Here is a 15,173-nt window from a genome sequence, read left to right as displayed (position 1 = left end):
TCCTGTTCTGGTGAGCGGCCCGCTCGAGTCGTGAGCCCTCTCTACCGGAACCGGCCGCTCCCGATGACTGCGAGCCCGAGGGCACCAATGAGTATCAGCGCACTGAGTAGGATCTCCGGGATGGATCCAATTTGTTCACCGCCGACGCCCACGACGACGAGCAGTCCGGCGATTGCGGCGGGGAGCGGCCGCGCGACCAGTTGCTGCCCGAAGGCCCGAAGCGACCAGTACCCCATCTCGAGTGTCGACGCAACGGCGTTTCCGAACGGGCGGTTTCCGTCCGGGTTTTCGGCCGGCTCGAACCCCTCGAGGTCGGCCTCTGAGACCGTCACGATCTCTCCGGTGTTGACTCGTCTGCCATCAGCGTCCCCGACACGGAGTAGTGTCACGGTCTCTCCGCTCGTTCCGACGACGCGGTAGATTCCGTTGGAGTAGTCGCTATCGGTCGGGCGGAAATGGTCGTAGATGGATGCCGAAGTCATTCTATTACCTGTGCGGGCTCGAGTTTCGTTCCCTACCGCCGAGAGCCGGGTGCGAGCAACTCGATCGGATGCGGAACCTCGCGCTCGAGCAACGCCTCGAGCTGATCGCCACACGACGTTCCGGACGCCACGACGGTTTCCGCGCCCTCGACCTGTGTCGCCAGCCGCTCGCCGACATCCATACTCAGTTCGTAGTACTCCTGCTTGTAGCCGAAGGAGCCGGCCATGCCACAACATTCGGCGTCGGAAGTCTCGGGCGCGTAGCCACAGCGATCGAGGGCGGCCACGGTCGGTGCCTCGAGGTCGAGCGTGCGCTGTTGGCAGTGGGAGTGGTAGGCGACCGGCTCCGCTCCGTCGCCAGTCGACAGAGAATCAGGGTCGGCCCCGTTCTCGAGCAGGCCGTAGACGTACTCGCAGATCTCGTAGCTGTTCTCGCAGAGCCGATCGAACGACCGCTCGGGGAGCAGGCGCTCGTACTCGCGGTGCATGGCCGCCAGATCCGAGGGTTCGATGACGACCACGTCCCGGCCGGCATCGATGTCCTCGGCCAGCGCGCCGAAGAGCCGGCTGGCCTGCCGGTCCGCCGTCGCGATCATCCCCTGAGAGAGCGCCGCCCGACCGCTCTCGGGCAGGTCTGGAACCCGAACCGGAACGCCCAGCGTCTCGAGCGTCCTGACCGCGGCTTTCCCGCGCTCCGTGTCGACGTAGTTCGTGTAGACGTCCGGGTAGCAGACGACTTCGCGGTCGATCTCGACCCCGCCGTCTCGAGCGGCCCGCGCTGCTCGCTTTTTCGAGCCGGCAAAGCCCCCTCGACCCTCGAACCAGTCGACGAGTGACTCCCGCCGGAACGTCGGCAGGTCTCGCCGGCGGTCGATTCCGAGAGCGTGCTCGAGGGCTGTGCGGACGGGGCCGGCGTCGGCGAGCCAGTTCGAGACGGGCGCGGTCGCGCTAGCGGCCTTCGCGACGGTGCCGATGTTGCCGAAGAAGCGCTTGCCGGGGTCGAAGCCGCCTCCTTCCTCGTCGGGTGTGAGCCCGTCGACGAGGAAGTCGTACGACTCCGCGTCGCCGCTGCGGTTGATCCGATCCCGGACGACGGTATTGATCCACGGGATGTCGATCTTCACCGGGCAGGCATCGACACAGCGCGTACAGCCGGTACAGAGGTCGTTGAACTCTGCTGCGGATTCCTGGCCGTGGACGCCGGCTTCCCAGCCGGTCGCGATCCCGCCCGAATAGGTCTCACCGCCGAAGCCGTGGCCGCCGACCGACTGGAAGTTCGCACACGAGTTCGAACAGGCCCCACAGCGGATGCAGTACAGCGTCTCCCGGAGCTGGTCGTCCTCTCGCATGTCCGTGCGGCCGTTGTCCAGCAAGACGAGGTGGAAGTCGCGGTCCGGGTTCCCGGGTTCATCGGTCGCCTCGTCACTGCCACCTGTAATCGGCTCGTCCGGCGACTCGAAATCCAACGTCGGTGAGTCGGTTGGCGGGGACAGCATCGTCACGTACTGCGAGATCGGCTGCCCCGTCGCGCTCTTGGCGATCAGATCGACGAAGGGCTCGAGGTCCGACAGCGTCGGGATCAGTTTCTCGACGCCCGCGATCGCGACGTGGGTGTCGGGGGTCACCGCACACTTGCGGGCGTTGCCCTCGTTCGTGATGAGCGTGATCGTCCCGCTCTCGGCCACGACGAAGTTCGCGCCGGTGATCCCCACGTCGGCCTCGGTGATGATCTCGCCGAGGTGGTCCCGGGCGAACCGGGTCAGTTCTTCTGCCGTCTCGAACGGTTCGTCGGGGTCGAACCGCTCGTTGAACAGGTCGGCGATCTGCCCGCGATCGAGGTGCATCGCCGGGCCGACGATGTGGGAGGGCGTGTCGTCGGCGACTTGCAACACCCACTCGCCGAGATCGGTCTCCGTGACATCGATGCCCGCTTCCTCGAGGCCCTCGTTGAGATCGATCTCCTCGGTCGTCATCGATTTGGATTTGACGACCGACGGCTCCGCGGCCGCCGCGTCGACATCGGCACTGCCTGTGGCCTCGCTCTGGACTACGTCTGCCACGTACGCGTTCGCGTCCGCGGCGTCGTCCGCCACGTAGACGGTGCCGCCGTTGGCTTCGACGGCCGCCCGGACCGTCTCGATCAACTCGGGCAGCCGCTCGATGGCGTCTTCCTTGATCGCCCGCGCGTCGGCTCGCAACGTCTCAAGCTCGTCGGTCCCGCCGTAGGTCTCTTTCCGGCGGTCGTTCGAGGCGCTCGCCTGTGCGTGGATCGCCGGCCCCTCGGTCTCGAGCAGGTGTCGGATCCGCTCGGCCCGCTCGGAGCGCGTGCGCTGGGCCATCCTATCGATCCTCCAGGACGATTACGTGGACCTCGCCGGGACCGTGGACGCCGTGGACGAGGTCGCCCATGTCCGCCGTCGCGCTCCGGCCGGTCGCGAAGACGACGCTGTCCCGTCCCGCGTCGAACCCGTCCGCGAGACGGTCGAAGCCGGCGCTAAGATTCGGGACGACATCGCTCTCCGCGACGACCGCGACGTGGCGTTCCGGGTAGACGGCGATCGGTTCCGCGCCGTCGGCCGTCGACTCCACGGCGACGCTGCCGTACTCCGCGATGGCGAACCCGACCGGAGTGACGCCCGTCCGTGCCGCCTCGAGGTCGGCGGTCGTCGGCTCGGTCGTTACCGCTTCGGGAAGCGAGACGCCCTCGTAGGGAAGCGCCGCGCCGACGGCCGGCGGATCGGCGACCGCGTCGATCCGCTCGCTCGCGTCGTCGGCCACAACGCGCTCGAACCCCACCTCGAGTCCCTCGAGCGCGCGTTCGAATCGACCGATAGTGTCGACTGTCATCGTCACTCACATCCGGGCGAACGGGCAAGAGACTGACGGTCGATCCGGCGTGGCGGTCGTCGACTTTCGATCCGCTGCTCGCTAATCGAACGCGATTTGACTGTTGTATTTGCGTTCGAACTATCGGGTATCATTGTGTGAACTACAAACGGTCGTTCGGGGGAGAGACGACGTGGTACCTATGAACGACACGGAACTCGGCACCCACGAGTGGTGGGAGTCGTACAAGGAGACGGTCAACAGCGATCCGGAGATGGATGTCCGGGGACACCAGCAGTTCTCGGAGAACTTCTACGTCGAGATCGGGGACGAACGGGTCCTCCTCGAGATGGACGGCGGCGAGATCGAGAACCTTGTCCCCAACCCGACGATGAACCACCAGTGGTCGTTCGGCGTCGAGGGCGACCGCGAGACCTGGGAGGAGTTCGTTCAGGAGACGCCGCCCGCCTTCAACCACGAGATCATCGCGTCGCACTATCGAACCGCGGTTCGCAACGAGGACGGCCACCTGCAGTTGACCGGCGACAACAAGCGGATCTTCCAGCACCTGCGCGCGTTCCAGCGAACGCTCGATCTGATGCGCGTCGCGCACAACGACGGAGGGAGCTGAAATGTCCGAGGCGTACCAGCCGGGCGACGTCGAGCCGATCAGCGGATCGTACGTCCACGTAGAGGTCGAGGGCGTCGACCATCGGATCTACTTCGAGGAGAACGGCCCCGAAGACGGGATCCCGCTGCTCTGCCAGCACACGGCCGGGAACAACTGCCAGGAGTGGCGCCACCTCCTGACCGACGAGGAGCTCACCGAGGAGTTCCGCGTCATCGCCCACGACCTGCCCTATCACGGGAAGTCGGTCCCCCCGACCACGCAGGAGTGGTGGACCGAGGACTACACGATGACCGCCGAGAAATTCACCGAGACGCTCGTGAACCTCGCCGACGCGCTCGAGCTCGAGGACCCCATCTACATGGGCTCGAGCATGGGCGGCAACATCGCGCTCGAACTGGCCGACTGGTACCCCGAGCGATTTCGGGCGCTGATCGGCCTCGAGTGCGGCGCGCACAGCCCGGGCTTCTACATCGACTGGCTCGACCATCCCGAGGTGAACACGACGGAGGTTAATGCCTACGCCTGCTGGGGGCTGATGGCACCCCAGAGCCCCGAACGGGCGCGACGAGAGACGATGTACCTCTACGAGCAGGGCGCGACGGGCGTCTTCAAGGGCGACCTCTACTACTACTCCGTGGACCACGACTACCGCGACAAGCTCGATCAGGTCAACGCCGACGAGTGCCCCCTCTACATCGCCAACGGCGAGTACGACTACCTGACCACGCCCGAGGACGGCCGCCAGACGGCCGAGGGGATCGGCGAGGGCGCGACCGCGATCGAACTCGCCGAGATCGGTCACTTCCCGATGAGCGAACACCCCGAGCTGTTCAACGCCTACATCGCGGAAGTGCTCGCCGACGTTACCGGCAACCGAGACGAGGACCTTCCCGACGTTCTCGAGCCCGACGACGTCGGGATCGAACTCCACCAGCGGGGTCCGGCGCGAGAGAAACCGGCCGAGTAGTTCCCGGTCTCCCCGTTCCGCCCGCTCGATTTACCGGCCGCCCGTTTTCACCGTCTCGAGCGAATCGAGGATCGATACCGTTCCGGTTCGTCCGCCGTTCGTTCGGCCGGGCGAGGCGTCGCCCCCGACGAGACACAAGACCTATGCCGTGTGTGTCTAGTTCTCAGGGACAGCCCCAATGACGGAAACGACGTCCCGACCCGGCCGATACGGCGAACGAGAGACGGACGACGGGATCGTTCGCATCTTCGATACGACGAACGACGCGGCTTGGATCGAGTCGGACACGACGCTCTCGGTCGCTTGGCAGACCTGACCGTCTCCCCGTGTGGTCTCGAAAAATACCGGAGACGCGGCGGCGTTACTCGGAGACCGTCAGCTCGCCGTAATCGAACTCCTCGCCCATTTGCGAAAGGCTGTCGAGTTCGTCCTGCTCTTCGCGCAGCGTCTCTTCTAAGGTATCCGCGACATCGTCCATGCCGAGCTGGTCCGCCATCGGGATGAGTTTCCCGTAGACGGCGATCTCGTAGTGTTCGGACTTCTGGCCGGCGGCGATGTTGAATCGGTCGATGGCCTCCTGACTGGGATCCTTGTCCATGAACTCCTCGTGGGCCTCGATCATCCCGTCGACGACCGGATCCGTCTCGGCTTCCGCGTCGGCGTCGAGTTGCTCGAACACGTCTTCGATGCGCTCGACGTGGTTTTGGGTCTCCTCGCGGTGCTCGGCGAAGCCCGACTTGAGCGCCTCGATCGAGGCGGTCCGCTCGAGTTCGTCGAGGGCCTCGACGAGTTGCTGCTCGGTGTAATACGCGTGTTTCAGGCCGTCTACGAAGAGGTCTTCGGTTGAGTCGATAGTCATGTGCTCTCCTCCGAGTGGACAGCCCTGATTTCAATAAGCGGGTGGCTTGCAGATGAGACGGTCGCCGGCTGCTGGCGGTTTTGTTGCGGTGGCGCGGTGGAACTGGGACTACTGCGCTTCGCAGATCGCCACGAAGTTCTCGAAGATCTCGTCGCCCTCCTCGGTGTGGGCGACCTCGGGGTGCCACTGGACGCCGTAGAGGTTGCGGTCGGTGTCGCTCATCGCTTCGACGTCACAGACGTCGCTTCTCGCGGTCAGTTCGAAACCGTCGGGCAGTTCTTTGACTTCGTCGGCGTGACTCGCCCAGACGCGGGTTTCTGGGTGTAGCGAACCGGTTAGCGGGTCCTCGTCGTCGACGATGTCGACGCTGACGTCCGCGTAGCCGCCGTACTCGCCGCCGCCGACGCGGCCGCCGAGTTCCGCTGCGATCAGTTGCATTCCCAGACAGATGCCGAGGACGGGGATATCGGCCTCGAGGTACTCGGCCGACGCGCCGATCCGATCCATGTCGGGGCCACCCGAGAGGACGACGCCGTCGGCGTCGACGTCTTCGGGCGGCGTGTCGTTGTCGATCAGTTCCGTGTCGACGCCGAGGTCGCGGAGCGCTCGGCGTTCCAAGTGGGTGAACTGTCCGTGGTTGTCCACCACGACGATCTTCGTCATTGCGTGCTCGTAGCGGCTCACTCGGTAAAAACGGTCCGAAAACCGCGCTCGACTCGTGAGCGAGCGGGCGCTCTCGCCGCCCCGTGATAAGCGATGCACGACTCGAGGCGCGGGCTTTTCAATGGTCACTACAATCCCGACGTAGAATGAATCGCCCGAGTGTCGATGCCGGCGATATGCGGTGGGGATGGACCTGTCCGCTGTGCGAGACGGACGTTTCGGTCTCGAGGGATCCCGGTTCCGAAACGTTCCGGTGGGAGTGCGACGACGAGTCCTGCGAGGCGGTCGGCTTCGGATTCAGTTCGCGACGCACGGCCAGACTCGCCCTCAAGGAGTACCGCGAGCGGTATGGGAACATCTACCGGTAATCGACGGACGACTGGGTTGCTCGAGCCCCGATATCGAATCCACCGATGCAACCCGTGAACCGCCGTTCCGGTACGTTTATGCGTACATCACCGGATGACAGTGACATGGCTGTCGATCTGAGCGACTTCGACCATCCGGCGTGGCTCACTGTGGTGGGAACGGGTATCGGCTACGGACTGATCCTCGCCGTGCTGACGGTGGCGATGTTCGTCGTGCCGTGGCTCGTCTTCTCGGCTCTGTAGCGACGAAATTACCAACTGTCTCGTACTCGTTTTCTCGCTTGTCACGACCGAACGGCCGGCTCACTCGAGCGAGATGACGACTTTTTGTACTTGCCCGGGCTGTCCGGATTCGCCGGGCGTGAGCGCCCGCGGTCACGTCCATCGATCCAGGCCCGTCTGCGTTACGCTCTCCTCGATGCGTTCGAAGCCGCGTGCGACCTCGTCGGCGTCGACGCCCCACTCGTCGGTGACGTACTCCCGTGCGGCCTCGAGGTCCGGATCGACGCTCACGTCGAACTCGTAGTCGTCGGTCACGTCGGGGTCGCGGAACAGTTGCCGAACCCGGTCGCCGTACTCGACGTGGTCGCCCCGCGCCTCGAGCACACTCCAGAGGTCGCCGTATTCGGTGATTGCCGAAATTGCCGTCTTCGGCCCGATCCCGTCAACGCCCTCGTTGAAGTCCGTCCCAATGAGGATGGCCGCGTCGATCAACTGCTCGAGAGTCAGTTCGTGGTGGGCCAGCGTGGCCTCGAGATCCATCAGCTCGGGATCCCCCTTGCTCGTCAGTTGGCGCAGGGTAAGCGGGGAGCCAAAGAGGAGGGCGTCGTAGTCCTCGGAGCCGACGTAGTCGGCGTCGCCCCGCTTGACCATGTGGGCGGCCTGGGCCTCGCCCTCCGCCGGCGCTTCGACGATCGGCACGTCGAGCAGCCGGAGGAGTTCGCGGCTGGTCTCCTGAATCGTCGGGGTCAGCCGCTGGGTCCGGGACTCGAGTTGCGCGATGGCGACCGAATCGCCTTCCTCGCGGGCGGTCTCGAGTTGCTCTTCGTAGCTCCGGCGCTGTTCGCGGCGGGACTCGATCTCGTCGTCTTTCAGTTCGGAGGGGCCGCCGTCGAAGACCATTACCGGCGTGATGTCGTGTTCGAAGAACTTGGGCAGGCCTTGAACGATCCCGACGAGATTGGCGACCTCAGTGCCGTCGCCGGTCGTGTACGTCGTGCTGTCGGTCCACTTGACAGTCGTCGTCAGATACCGGTAGAGCCAGTTGTGCGCGTCGACGGCGACGGTCCCCTCGATGTCCTCGAAGGGAATCTCCTCGATGACGGCGATGTCCCGAAGTGCGGCGTTTCCCATTGCGGGTCATTTGGGCGGACCGGGATTTGAATCGTTGGCTTCCGGACGGGGCTCGCGTGATCGGTCCTGGATATCGCGCCCCCAGCACTACGTTTTTGCGCTCAGACCACCAGTAACGGAGTGAACGTGGATTCGAATCAGCGATACGGCCGACGGACGGTTCTGCGATCGACGGGCACGGTTGCCGGTGCGCTCTCGCTTGCGGGCTGTCTCGGAGCGAACGGGGACGACGAGCCGGCGCTGTATACGACGCCGGCGGCCGACGAGTTCGATACGGTCGTCGACAGCATGTGGCTCGAAGACAATCTCGAGGGCGTCAAACTCCTCGATATCAGAGACGAAAGGGCGTTCACCGGCGGCCACATCGCTGGGGCACACCGGCTCCCGGATACCGAACTGATGCGGGATCACTACGCGGAGACAGACGACGGCTACGAGGCCTCGCCGGAGGTAATCGCGGACATCGTCGCTGACGCCGGCATCGAGCCCGACGACGACGTGGTAGTCTACGGCCAGGGATCGAACCTGTGGGAAACCTACGCAATCTATACGCTTCGCGCGATCGGTCACGACGGAGCTGCTTCCCTGCTCGACGGGGGCTATGCGGTCTGGGAAGACGCCGACGGCGAAACCGAAACCGGGACGCCCGACCCCGCTACTGGCAGCTATGTTCCCGAACTCGAGACGGACGTGATCGCGACCCGCGAACGCGTCGCCGACAACGTCCGCGAGGACGGCGCGGACGTCCAACTCGTCGATAATCGGTCGCCTGCGGAGTACGTCGGGACGGAGAAAGACGACGAAGTCAACCGGTACGGCCACATCACCGGGGCGATAAACATCGATTTCACGCAGAACCTCGTCGACGGCGGCGACCGGTTACGCTCGCCGGACGCCCTCGAACGGCTGTGGCTCGAGGAGGCCGGACTCGATCCGACCGAAGAGACGATATCGTACTGTTCGACCGCCGTCCGCGGCTCCGTCGGCTGGTTCGTCATGGAACAGCTCGGATGGGAAACCGTCCGGAACTACGAGGGGAGTTGGAACGACTGGGGCACGCTGTCCGAAGACGACGGCTACTACTACACGACTGGAGAGGGGACGGGAACAGTGATCGATACCTTCGCGTGAAGACGGCGTCCTCTCGGAACTCCTCGGCGAGCCCGTGATCGAGCGGGGCGTTGAACGGACATTTCTGCTCGTCGCAATCGGGCCCGGCCGGGGGATCGGTTCGCTGCACTCTCCGTGATAACGGTGCTCTCCTTCTGCCGACCGATCGACTCGGTCCTCAGTCGTCGCGTAACTCGAGGTCGGGCGGCTCGCTGCCGCGCCGAGACTCGAGGAACGCCTCTTCGTCTGCAGAAAGGTCACGAGCGCGGTACTCCTCGAGACCGGCCTGATAGCGCTCGCGTGCGGTCCGGTTCGCGTCTGCCTCCGCGCTCGGACTCGAGTCCACATCCGGATCCGCGTCGGTGTCCGGGCCCGGATACTCGAGGATCAGTTCGGCGATGCCCGTCGTCTCGCCGGTGTAGGCGAAGTCGGTCCGGTAGAGCGCCTCGTAGGCGAAGGGGTTGTTGACGGCGATCCGGAGCCGGTCGTAGCCGCGCTCGAGGGCCCGATCGCGGACCAGCCGACAGAGTCGCGGGCCGATCCCCTCGCCGCGGCGCTCGCGGTCGACGGTCACGTAGCGCAGCCACAGCGTGTCGCTATCCGTGCGGTCCTCGTTGAACGCGACGGCCGCGACGATCCGGCCGTCCTCGGCTCGAGCCACCGCCTTCCCCGTATTCGTCATGACAAACTTCCCGGCGTAGCTGAACCGTTCGTGATCGAGTCGAAGCTTGGGACCGTCAGGCGGCCACTCGAGCAGTTCGTACTCCACGAGAGCGCTTGGCGAGCGAGCCACTACAATGCACGGGTCGAGCCGTTCCGCGTCGGCTTCGGCACGGTTCCGTCCCGGTTCAGTGACACCGAAGGGGTCAGCATGGTCGGGTCATTGCTGGAAACCGGGAAAACAAACGAGAGAAGACGTGAGGGGTGCGCGGACCGGGATTTGAACCCGACTGCGAGACGATCACCCTCGCATTGCTCGGGTGCTGCGACTCGCGTGCTTCAAATCCCTCTACGAGTTCTGCTGCTCGCGATATTGCTCGCAGCAGAAATGCGCGGACCGGGATTTGAACCCGGGCCATGAGCTTGGAAGGCTCAGGTCCTACCACTAGACCATCCGCGCGCACTTCCCGGTTTTCGTCCCACGTTTAAGGCTCTTCCTTTTCCACTCGAGTCCTCGCTCGCGATTCGGCCGGTATCGGTTGAGCGGTTCGGGCCAGAAAACGGCGTCACGTCGAGTAGTGGATGGGTGGGGTCGATTACGAAACGGCTGCGACAGGTCGGTGCTTGGGAACGCTATCGCTCGAGGAGGGCACCCGAGGAGCCGACGACGATGTCGACGGAACCGGTAGCGACGGCCTGGAGGTTCTCGCCGACCGGCGTCTCGTTGCGGGTCCACGTGCCGTCCTCGAGTTCGAAGACCGCGCCGCCGCTGCCGACCGTGTAGCCGGTGCCGGCATCGGTCTCGATGTCGAAGAGGGCGGCGTCGCCGAGGCTCTCGGGGACCCACTGGCTCCCGTCGTAGGTGAACACGGAGGCGTTGCCGCCGCTGACGCGGATGTCGTCCGCGGCGTCGCTGTCGAGACCGTAGTAGGTGACGCCGGCGTCCTCGATGCCGATCGGGTTCCACGTGACGCCGTCGTCGGTGGCGAAGACCTTCCCGTTGGTGTCGATGACGTGGCCCGAGCGAGTGTCGTAGAACTCGATCGCCTTCAGCCCGGAGCCGCTACCGGGGACCTCGTAGTTCCACGTGCCCTCTTTGCCGTTGTCGAAGCTGTAGTGAACGGAGCCGGAATCGTCGGCCACGTACACGTCCGCTTCGCCCGCGGGGCCGGTGACGGCGATGTCGTTGAAGTTCGCCGTGAAGTCGTTGGGTGCCGAGCGGTCGATGAGGTTGCCGGTAGTCACGTCGTACTCACCGATTGCGCCGCTCGCGCCGACGAACCAGAGCCGCTCGCCATCGTCGGTGGTGTCGACGCCGTAGAGGTCGTTGCCGTTGCCGGTGGGACCGCCTTGGAGGACGACCTCCCAGCCGTCGGCGGTGCGTTCGATGACCAGTCCAGCGCCCGCGACTGCGTGCGGGTTCGTCGCCGTGTAGGCGACGTCGTGGATCGTGCCGTCGACCGGGGTCTCGACGACCGTCCAATCGGACTCGGCGGCGGAAACCGTTGCGGGAACGGTAGCTGCGGCAAGCGATGCGCCTGCGGCCTTCAGTGCCGAACGTCGAGTGAGACGCGTCATAGCGCATCCGGTGCTGGCGGCGAGACGATCATAAAAGCCGGACGTTCTTCAGACCATTCCAGTCCATTCCGGACGTTTCACTCTATTTTACTCCGTTCTCAGTGACTGATACTCGGCCGGATATTCGGTGCGCAACTGGGCTAACACGCAAAATCCTTCCCAACGGTGATTGTGATTGGTTCCCGCACAAATGACCAACACATCCCGTGGGCTATCAGCGGTACGGACATCGAAACGACACAGCGAGATCCCCCTCGAGCAAGCGGTCGACACCGCACGCGGAGCCCGCGACGGCTACGACCCAGTGCGCTACCGATTCCGTGATCGGTCGTCGCCCGCCACCGTCGCGTAACAGTTGCCACTCGAGAGTTCCCACTCGCGGAGTTCGAGATCGCTGTCCTCGAGATCGGCCTCGAACTCGTCGGGCGCGTAGATGTGATAGAAGCGATCGACCGGTTCGCCGCCGGGGAGGGTCCACTCGATCGTCGTATCGAAGCCCTCGGTCTCATCGAACTGGTTGTGGGCAGTCGACCATGCGCTGACCAGCGCGCGACCATCGGGCGACAGCACCCGCGCAAGTTCGTTCAAACTTGCTCGGCGGGCTGCTCTCGTCGGCAGGTGATGCAGCGTCGCGACGTAGACCGCGATATCGATCGCGTCATCTGCCAGTGGAAGGCTCGCCGCGTCGCCCTGTAGCAGTTCGACATCGAACTCGCGCTCGAGCGCCCGGTTTCGCCCCGTCTCGAGCAGCCCACGACTGACGTCGAGACCGATGACAGACTCGCAGTCGGCAGCGAGGAGTTCGGCGTGCCGGCAGTTACCACAGCCGAGATCGAGTCCGACGCCGCCGCGCCCGCGGTCGGTCGCACTTGCGACGAAGGATTCGACTTCGGGCCACGCGTACTCCCGCGTGGACGCGAAGTGTGTCGCGATCCGATCGTAGGTGTCACGCACGTCGTCTCGGCTGTGTGCTCGCTCCTGGTCCCCGGCCATCGTCTGATTTCGTCGGGGAGTTCGGAAAAAGCGTTCGTAAGCCGCTCGGGTTTCGTCCGAGTTCCCCTCGGCGAGCGGCTGTCGTGTGTCGCTGCTGTGGGTCTCAGAGCCGCCGCGCTTCGTCGAGTCGGGCAGCCACAGGGACCCAATGTCCTCTATCGGCACTCGAGACTAACGGTGGAGACCGGCTCGTCGCACTGCGGACACACCGGCGGACTCGAGCCGTGGACGGGGCGTGACGATGAGAATGTGTGACCGTGACGGGGACTCGAGGAATTCGAGGGGTTTATCTATTCCCGACGGGAACTGGAGGATGCGTACGAGGGCTCGTAGATCAGGGGTAGATCACTCCCTTGGCATGGGAGAGGCCCCGGGTTCAAATCCCGGCGAGTCCACTCGAAATTTTGCGTTTCAGGCTTTCTACTTGCTGAATTCCGTTCCCTAAGGGTGTTCTGACGGCTATCGATACGACAGTGCTGACAGCGGCTTGCTTGAGAGTCATGTTCCTGTTATAGGTCTTCGATGAAGTCGCGTCGCTGTTCCATCTTCTCACGGTCTGTACGGCGGTCGTAGTGGCGATCAAGAACTTCCGAGGAAACGTCACAGCGGTCGCTGACGATTTTCTCGGGGATGTCCTCGCGGAGCTGGTACGTAATCGCGCCGCGCCGGATCGTATGCGGCGAGAGACTGCTCGGGCAGTCGTAGTAGTGCCCGTACTCCGTGGCTTCGCAGTCGTTCGGATCGCGGTCATGGGGACACCCCTCGATCATGCAGGGCTGTGTGAGCCGGTACACTTCCGACCGAATTTGGCCGGAACTCAGCCGGCCCTGATCGCTCGTTACCAGCGGCTCGCGGCCGTGGTCGTCCACGACATCGTGGCGGTGGAAGCGGATGTACTCGTCGAGGACATCGCAGTAGTAGTCGTCGAGCGCGATCGCCCGCTCGGCCGGCTCCTGATTCTTGAGCGGTGTGTCGGTATCCGGCCTATGGCGGAGCCAGAAGCACTGGTCCTCGGGTTCGTAGTCCTCGAGGTCGACTGCTCGAAGACTCCCGAGGCGGATCCCCGTATGCCAGAGTATCGCCATGATGACGTGCTCGCGGCTCGCGCGCTTGTACCGCTCGAGGTAGCCGATGATCTTGTGGGCTCGATCGGCGTCGAGCATCTCGTCGCGCGCTTCGTCACCGCGATCGACGTCCGGAAGCTTCACTCGCTCGCGCATCCCCGGTTCGACGGCATCAATCGAGGCGCAGAACTCGAGGAAGACGCGCAACGTCGCGAGCTGCCCGCGGAGCGTGACGATGTTCACGTCCTGTTGTCGCCACACCCGGTAGCGGTGGAGATCCCGACCGGTGAGATCGTTGAGGTTGTCGATTCCAACCTCGTTGCACCACTCGACGAAGGCATTGAGCCGGTACTTGTGGTTCTGCAGCGTCTTCGCGCTGATCTCGAGTTCGCGGTGTGAGACGTAGAGGTCGACCGCCTCACGGGGCGAGATCGGCTCGAGGTCGTCGCTCATCGTTTACCCCTAAGTCGGCGAGAGATAGGCTCGACCTCGGATCCGCAGACGGTGCACATCACACCATCGTCGCTGCAGACGGCGAGGACATACGAATCGACGGTCGGACACAGCCCCGTGGTGTACGCTTCGTTAGTCATCGCTGTCATCGTCCTCGTCGTCATCAGGTTCGGAGACCTGCAGTCCACACGCGTCGGCACGACGGTAGACACTCTCCTCGAGCAGCACCTCAGCGTCGGGCGTCAATGTGTAGCTGTTCGTCCGGCCGTCGAGTTCCCCTTGTTCGACGAGTCCATCGTCGATTAGACGGTCGAGATTCTGGTACAGCCGTCCGTGGAGCACCTCGTCGTGGTACTGCTCAAGGCGCTCCTGAATCGCGAGCCCATAGGATTCCCCGTCGGTCGATTCAAGGTGAGCGATCGCCTCGAGGATGTCACGCTGGAAGCCAGAGAGATCGCCCCACGCGATACCGCCGTCGGCGACCAGCTTGGGCTCGGCGTCGTACTCCTGCGCGAGTTCGTCCGCACAGTCCTCGCAGACATAGCCGTCGGGCGTGAAGACTTCCTTCCAGTTAGTGCAACTCGGCGTATCGCAGGTGTAGGGACTGCGGGCGTTCATCGGCTCACCCCCTGCTCGTTTCGAGTAGCCAGGTGATCGTCGATCGCCGTCTGGATCGCCGTCGCCGAGCGCATTCCCTCGCCGTGGATCGCGTCGAGGGTGGCGATAACCTCGGTGAGAACAGCGTTCTGGTATCGCAACTCGCTCACGATCGTCTCGAGCGTATCGGCTTGACGTCGTTCCTCGGGCGAACCCGAAGTGGGACCGCCGTCAGCGTGGATCGTCGCGCATGATCGGCAGGCTGGTTCGTCGAATCGGGCGTCGTAGCACTCCGCTCGAGCGCCGCAGGCGCAGCGAGCGTTAGACCTTTTGGCTGGCGATGCCTCTTGCCGTGCGTGGGGTGTATGCCCCACTGAAGTTCCGGAGTTCATACTCTGATCGACGGAGCTACCTTCTGGGCGGCGCTGGCACGCCGCCCGGTCTCACATACCAACAAGAGTCATCTTCAGCCGAGTTGGTAGCTCCGTACCTGCACCATTAGAGTGGCATTGCATAAATGCAACGGTCAGGTATACAAACCAAACTTTAGTCTAATCAGCAAATTCCAG

At 64.2% G+C, this 15,173-nt stretch carries 18 protein-coding genes and 2 tRNA genes; 7 read left to right on the top strand and 13 right to left on the bottom strand.

The genetic code is table 11. From position 1 onward, the window contains the following. Positions 1-41: 41 nt before the first annotated feature. Genes ACJYUO_RS02250 through ACJYUO_RS02240 form a run of 3 tightly spaced genes read right to left on the bottom strand, consistent with a single transcriptional unit; the run spans position 42 to position 3,329 of the window. The gene (locus ACJYUO_RS02250; protein ID WP_494343786.1) at positions 42-482 is read right to left on the bottom strand and encodes a hypothetical protein; all 441 of its coding nucleotides are present in this window, start codon (positions 480-482) and stop codon (positions 42-44) included. 32 nt (positions 483-514) lie between these two features. Continuing rightward, entirely contained in the window at positions 515-2,821 is a 2,307-nt protein-coding gene (locus ACJYUO_RS02245) for an LUD domain-containing protein (RefSeq protein WP_494343785.1), read from the bottom strand. Position 2,822: 1 nt separating this feature from the next. Next, a complete protein-coding gene (locus ACJYUO_RS02240) occupies positions 2,823-3,329 on the bottom strand; it encodes an LUD domain-containing protein (RefSeq protein ID WP_494343784.1) in 507 nt (168 codons plus the stop codon). Positions 3,330-3,510: 181 nt separating this feature from the next. Here ACJYUO_RS02240 and ACJYUO_RS02235 point away from each other — a divergent pair, with 181 nt between their 5' ends. From ACJYUO_RS02235 to ACJYUO_RS02225, 3 genes are all read left to right on the top strand, one after another. Continuing rightward, a complete protein-coding gene (locus ACJYUO_RS02235) occupies positions 3,511-3,939 on the top strand; it encodes a hypothetical protein (protein WP_494343783.1) in 429 nt (142 codons plus the stop codon). 1 nt (position 3,940) lies between these two features. Then, positions 3,941-4,906: an alpha/beta fold hydrolase gene (locus tag ACJYUO_RS02230; protein ID WP_494343782.1), complete on the top strand. Its 966-nt coding sequence runs from the start codon at positions 3,941-3,943 to the stop codon at positions 4,904-4,906. Positions 4,907-5,084: 178 nt separating this feature from the next. Next, complete coding sequence (locus tag ACJYUO_RS02225; RefSeq protein WP_494343781.1) at positions 5,085-5,222, top strand: DUF7331 family protein; 138 nt, start codon at positions 5,085-5,087, stop codon at positions 5,220-5,222. A gap of 45 nt (positions 5,223-5,267) precedes the next feature. On the opposite strand, the gene ACJYUO_RS02220 is transcribed toward ACJYUO_RS02225, so the two are convergent. Further along, positions 5,268-5,765 carry a YciE/YciF ferroxidase family protein gene (locus ACJYUO_RS02220; RefSeq protein WP_494343780.1) on the bottom strand — a complete coding sequence of 166 codons (498 nt, stop codon included), beginning with the start codon at positions 5,763-5,765 and terminating at the stop codon, positions 5,268-5,270. A gap of 108 nt (positions 5,766-5,873) precedes the next feature. Continuing rightward, positions 5,874-6,428, bottom strand: coding sequence for a GMP synthase subunit A (locus tag ACJYUO_RS02215; protein ID WP_494343779.1), 555 nt, complete (start codon positions 6,426-6,428; stop codon positions 5,874-5,876). 146 nt (positions 6,429-6,574) lie between these two features. On the opposite strand from ACJYUO_RS02215, the gene ACJYUO_RS02210 reads away from it, so the two are divergent. Both ACJYUO_RS02210 and ACJYUO_RS02205 read left to right on the top strand, forming a co-directional pair. Further along, positions 6,575-6,796, top strand: coding sequence for a hypothetical protein (locus tag ACJYUO_RS02210; RefSeq protein ID WP_494343778.1), 222 nt, complete (start codon positions 6,575-6,577; stop codon positions 6,794-6,796). Positions 6,797-6,901: 105 nt separating this feature from the next. After that, complete coding sequence (locus ACJYUO_RS02205; protein WP_494343777.1) at positions 6,902-7,039, top strand: hypothetical protein; 138 nt, start codon at positions 6,902-6,904, stop codon at positions 7,037-7,039. Between the two features lie 132 nt (positions 7,040-7,171). On the opposite strand, the gene fen is transcribed toward ACJYUO_RS02205, so the two are convergent. After that, positions 7,172-8,149 carry a flap endonuclease-1 gene (gene fen, locus ACJYUO_RS02200; protein WP_494343776.1) on the bottom strand — a complete coding sequence of 326 codons (978 nt, stop codon included), beginning with the start codon at positions 8,147-8,149 and terminating at the stop codon, positions 7,172-7,174. 126 nt (positions 8,150-8,275) lie between these two features. On the opposite strand from fen, the gene ACJYUO_RS02195 reads away from it, so the two are divergent. Further along, entirely contained in the window at positions 8,276-9,280 is a 1,005-nt protein-coding gene (locus ACJYUO_RS02195) for a sulfurtransferase (protein ID WP_494343775.1), read from the top strand. Positions 9,281-9,437: 157 nt separating this feature from the next. Here the strand turns inward: ACJYUO_RS02195 and ACJYUO_RS02190 are convergent, their stop codons facing one another. From ACJYUO_RS02190 to ACJYUO_RS02175, 4 genes are all read right to left on the bottom strand, one after another. Further along, complete coding sequence (locus ACJYUO_RS02190) at positions 9,438-10,028, bottom strand: GNAT family N-acetyltransferase (protein WP_494343774.1); 591 nt, start codon at positions 10,026-10,028, stop codon at positions 9,438-9,440. A gap of 280 nt (positions 10,029-10,308) precedes the next feature. Continuing rightward, positions 10,309-10,379, bottom strand: a tRNA-Gly gene (locus ACJYUO_RS02185). A 173-nt stretch (positions 10,380-10,552) separates the two neighbouring features. Next, the gene (locus tag ACJYUO_RS02180; RefSeq protein ID WP_494343773.1) at positions 10,553-11,497 is read right to left on the bottom strand and encodes a WD40/YVTN/BNR-like repeat-containing protein; all 945 of its coding nucleotides are present in this window, start codon (positions 11,495-11,497) and stop codon (positions 10,553-10,555) included. A gap of 309 nt (positions 11,498-11,806) precedes the next feature. Then, positions 11,807-12,490, bottom strand: a complete 684-nt coding sequence (locus ACJYUO_RS02175; RefSeq protein ID WP_494343772.1) for a class I SAM-dependent methyltransferase — start codon at positions 12,488-12,490, stop codon at positions 11,807-11,809. A gap of 323 nt (positions 12,491-12,813) precedes the next feature. Here ACJYUO_RS02175 and ACJYUO_RS02170 point away from each other — a divergent pair. Continuing rightward, positions 12,814-12,885 (top strand) — tRNA-Ala (locus ACJYUO_RS02170). A 114-nt stretch (positions 12,886-12,999) separates the two neighbouring features. Here the strand turns inward: ACJYUO_RS02170 and ACJYUO_RS02165 are convergent. The 3 genes from ACJYUO_RS02165 to ACJYUO_RS02155 all read right to left on the bottom strand — a co-directional run bounded on the left by ACJYUO_RS02165 (position 13,000) and on the right by ACJYUO_RS02155 (position 14,774). Further along, positions 13,000-14,007, bottom strand: a complete 1,008-nt coding sequence (locus ACJYUO_RS02165; RefSeq protein WP_006109943.1) for a tyrosine-type recombinase/integrase — start codon at positions 14,005-14,007, stop codon at positions 13,000-13,002. Between the two features lie 132 nt (positions 14,008-14,139). Beyond that, positions 14,140-14,625: a PadR family transcriptional regulator gene (locus tag ACJYUO_RS02160; protein WP_494343771.1), complete on the bottom strand. Its 486-nt coding sequence runs from the start codon at positions 14,623-14,625 to the stop codon at positions 14,140-14,142. Then, positions 14,622-14,774 (bottom strand): hypothetical protein, encoded by a 153-nt coding sequence (locus ACJYUO_RS02155; protein ID WP_494343770.1) that lies wholly within the window; start codon positions 14,772-14,774, stop codon positions 14,622-14,624. The genes ACJYUO_RS02160 and ACJYUO_RS02155 overlap by 4 nt, the downstream gene beginning before the upstream one ends. Positions 14,775-15,173: the final 399 nt, after the last annotated feature.

This window comes from Natrinema sp. CRL1, from assembly GCF_059162405.1.
Note: the sequence above shows the minus strand (reverse complement) of the source record. Positions and strands in the feature narration are given on the sequence as shown.

Coding starts and splice junctions, on each gene's coding strand:
- ACJYUO_RS02160 (WP_494343771.1), bottom strand. CDS start 14,625: ATGAACGCCCGCAGTCCCTACACCTGCGATACGCCGAGTTGCACTAAC.
- ACJYUO_RS02215 (WP_494343779.1), bottom strand. CDS start 6,428: ATGACGAAGATCGTCGTGGTGGACAACCACGGACAGTTCACCCACTTG.
- ACJYUO_RS02235 (WP_494343783.1), top strand. CDS start 3,511: ATGAACGACACGGAACTCGGCACCCACGAGTGGTGGGAGTCGTACAAG.
- fen (WP_494343776.1), bottom strand. CDS start 8,149: ATGGGAAACGCCGCACTTCGGGACATCGCCGTCATCGAGGAGATTCCC.
- ACJYUO_RS02230 (WP_494343782.1), top strand. CDS start 3,941: ATGTCCGAGGCGTACCAGCCGGGCGACGTCGAGCCGATCAGCGGATCG.
- ACJYUO_RS02165 (WP_006109943.1), bottom strand. CDS start 14,007: ATGAGCGACGACCTCGAGCCGATCTCGCCCCGTGAGGCGGTCGACCTC.
- ACJYUO_RS02245 (WP_494343785.1), bottom strand. CDS start 2,821: ATGGCCCAGCGCACGCGCTCCGAGCGGGCCGAGCGGATCCGACACCTG.
- ACJYUO_RS02205 (WP_494343777.1), top strand. CDS start 6,902: ATGGCTGTCGATCTGAGCGACTTCGACCATCCGGCGTGGCTCACTGTG.
- ACJYUO_RS02180 (WP_494343773.1), bottom strand. CDS start 11,497: ATGACGCGTCTCACTCGACGTTCGGCACTGAAGGCCGCAGGCGCATCG.
- ACJYUO_RS02175 (WP_494343772.1), bottom strand. CDS start 12,490: ATGGCCGGGGACCAGGAGCGAGCACACAGCCGAGACGACGTGCGTGAC.
- ACJYUO_RS02250 (WP_494343786.1), bottom strand. CDS start 482: ATGACTTCGGCATCCATCTACGACCATTTCCGCCCGACCGATAGCGAC.
- ACJYUO_RS02240 (WP_494343784.1), bottom strand. CDS start 3,329: ATGACAGTCGACACTATCGGTCGATTCGAACGCGCGCTCGAGGGACTC.
- ACJYUO_RS02225 (WP_494343781.1), top strand. CDS start 5,085: ATGACGGAAACGACGTCCCGACCCGGCCGATACGGCGAACGAGAGACG.
- ACJYUO_RS02210 (WP_494343778.1), top strand. CDS start 6,575: ATGAATCGCCCGAGTGTCGATGCCGGCGATATGCGGTGGGGATGGACC.
- ACJYUO_RS02220 (WP_494343780.1), bottom strand. CDS start 5,765: ATGACTATCGACTCAACCGAAGACCTCTTCGTAGACGGCCTGAAACAC.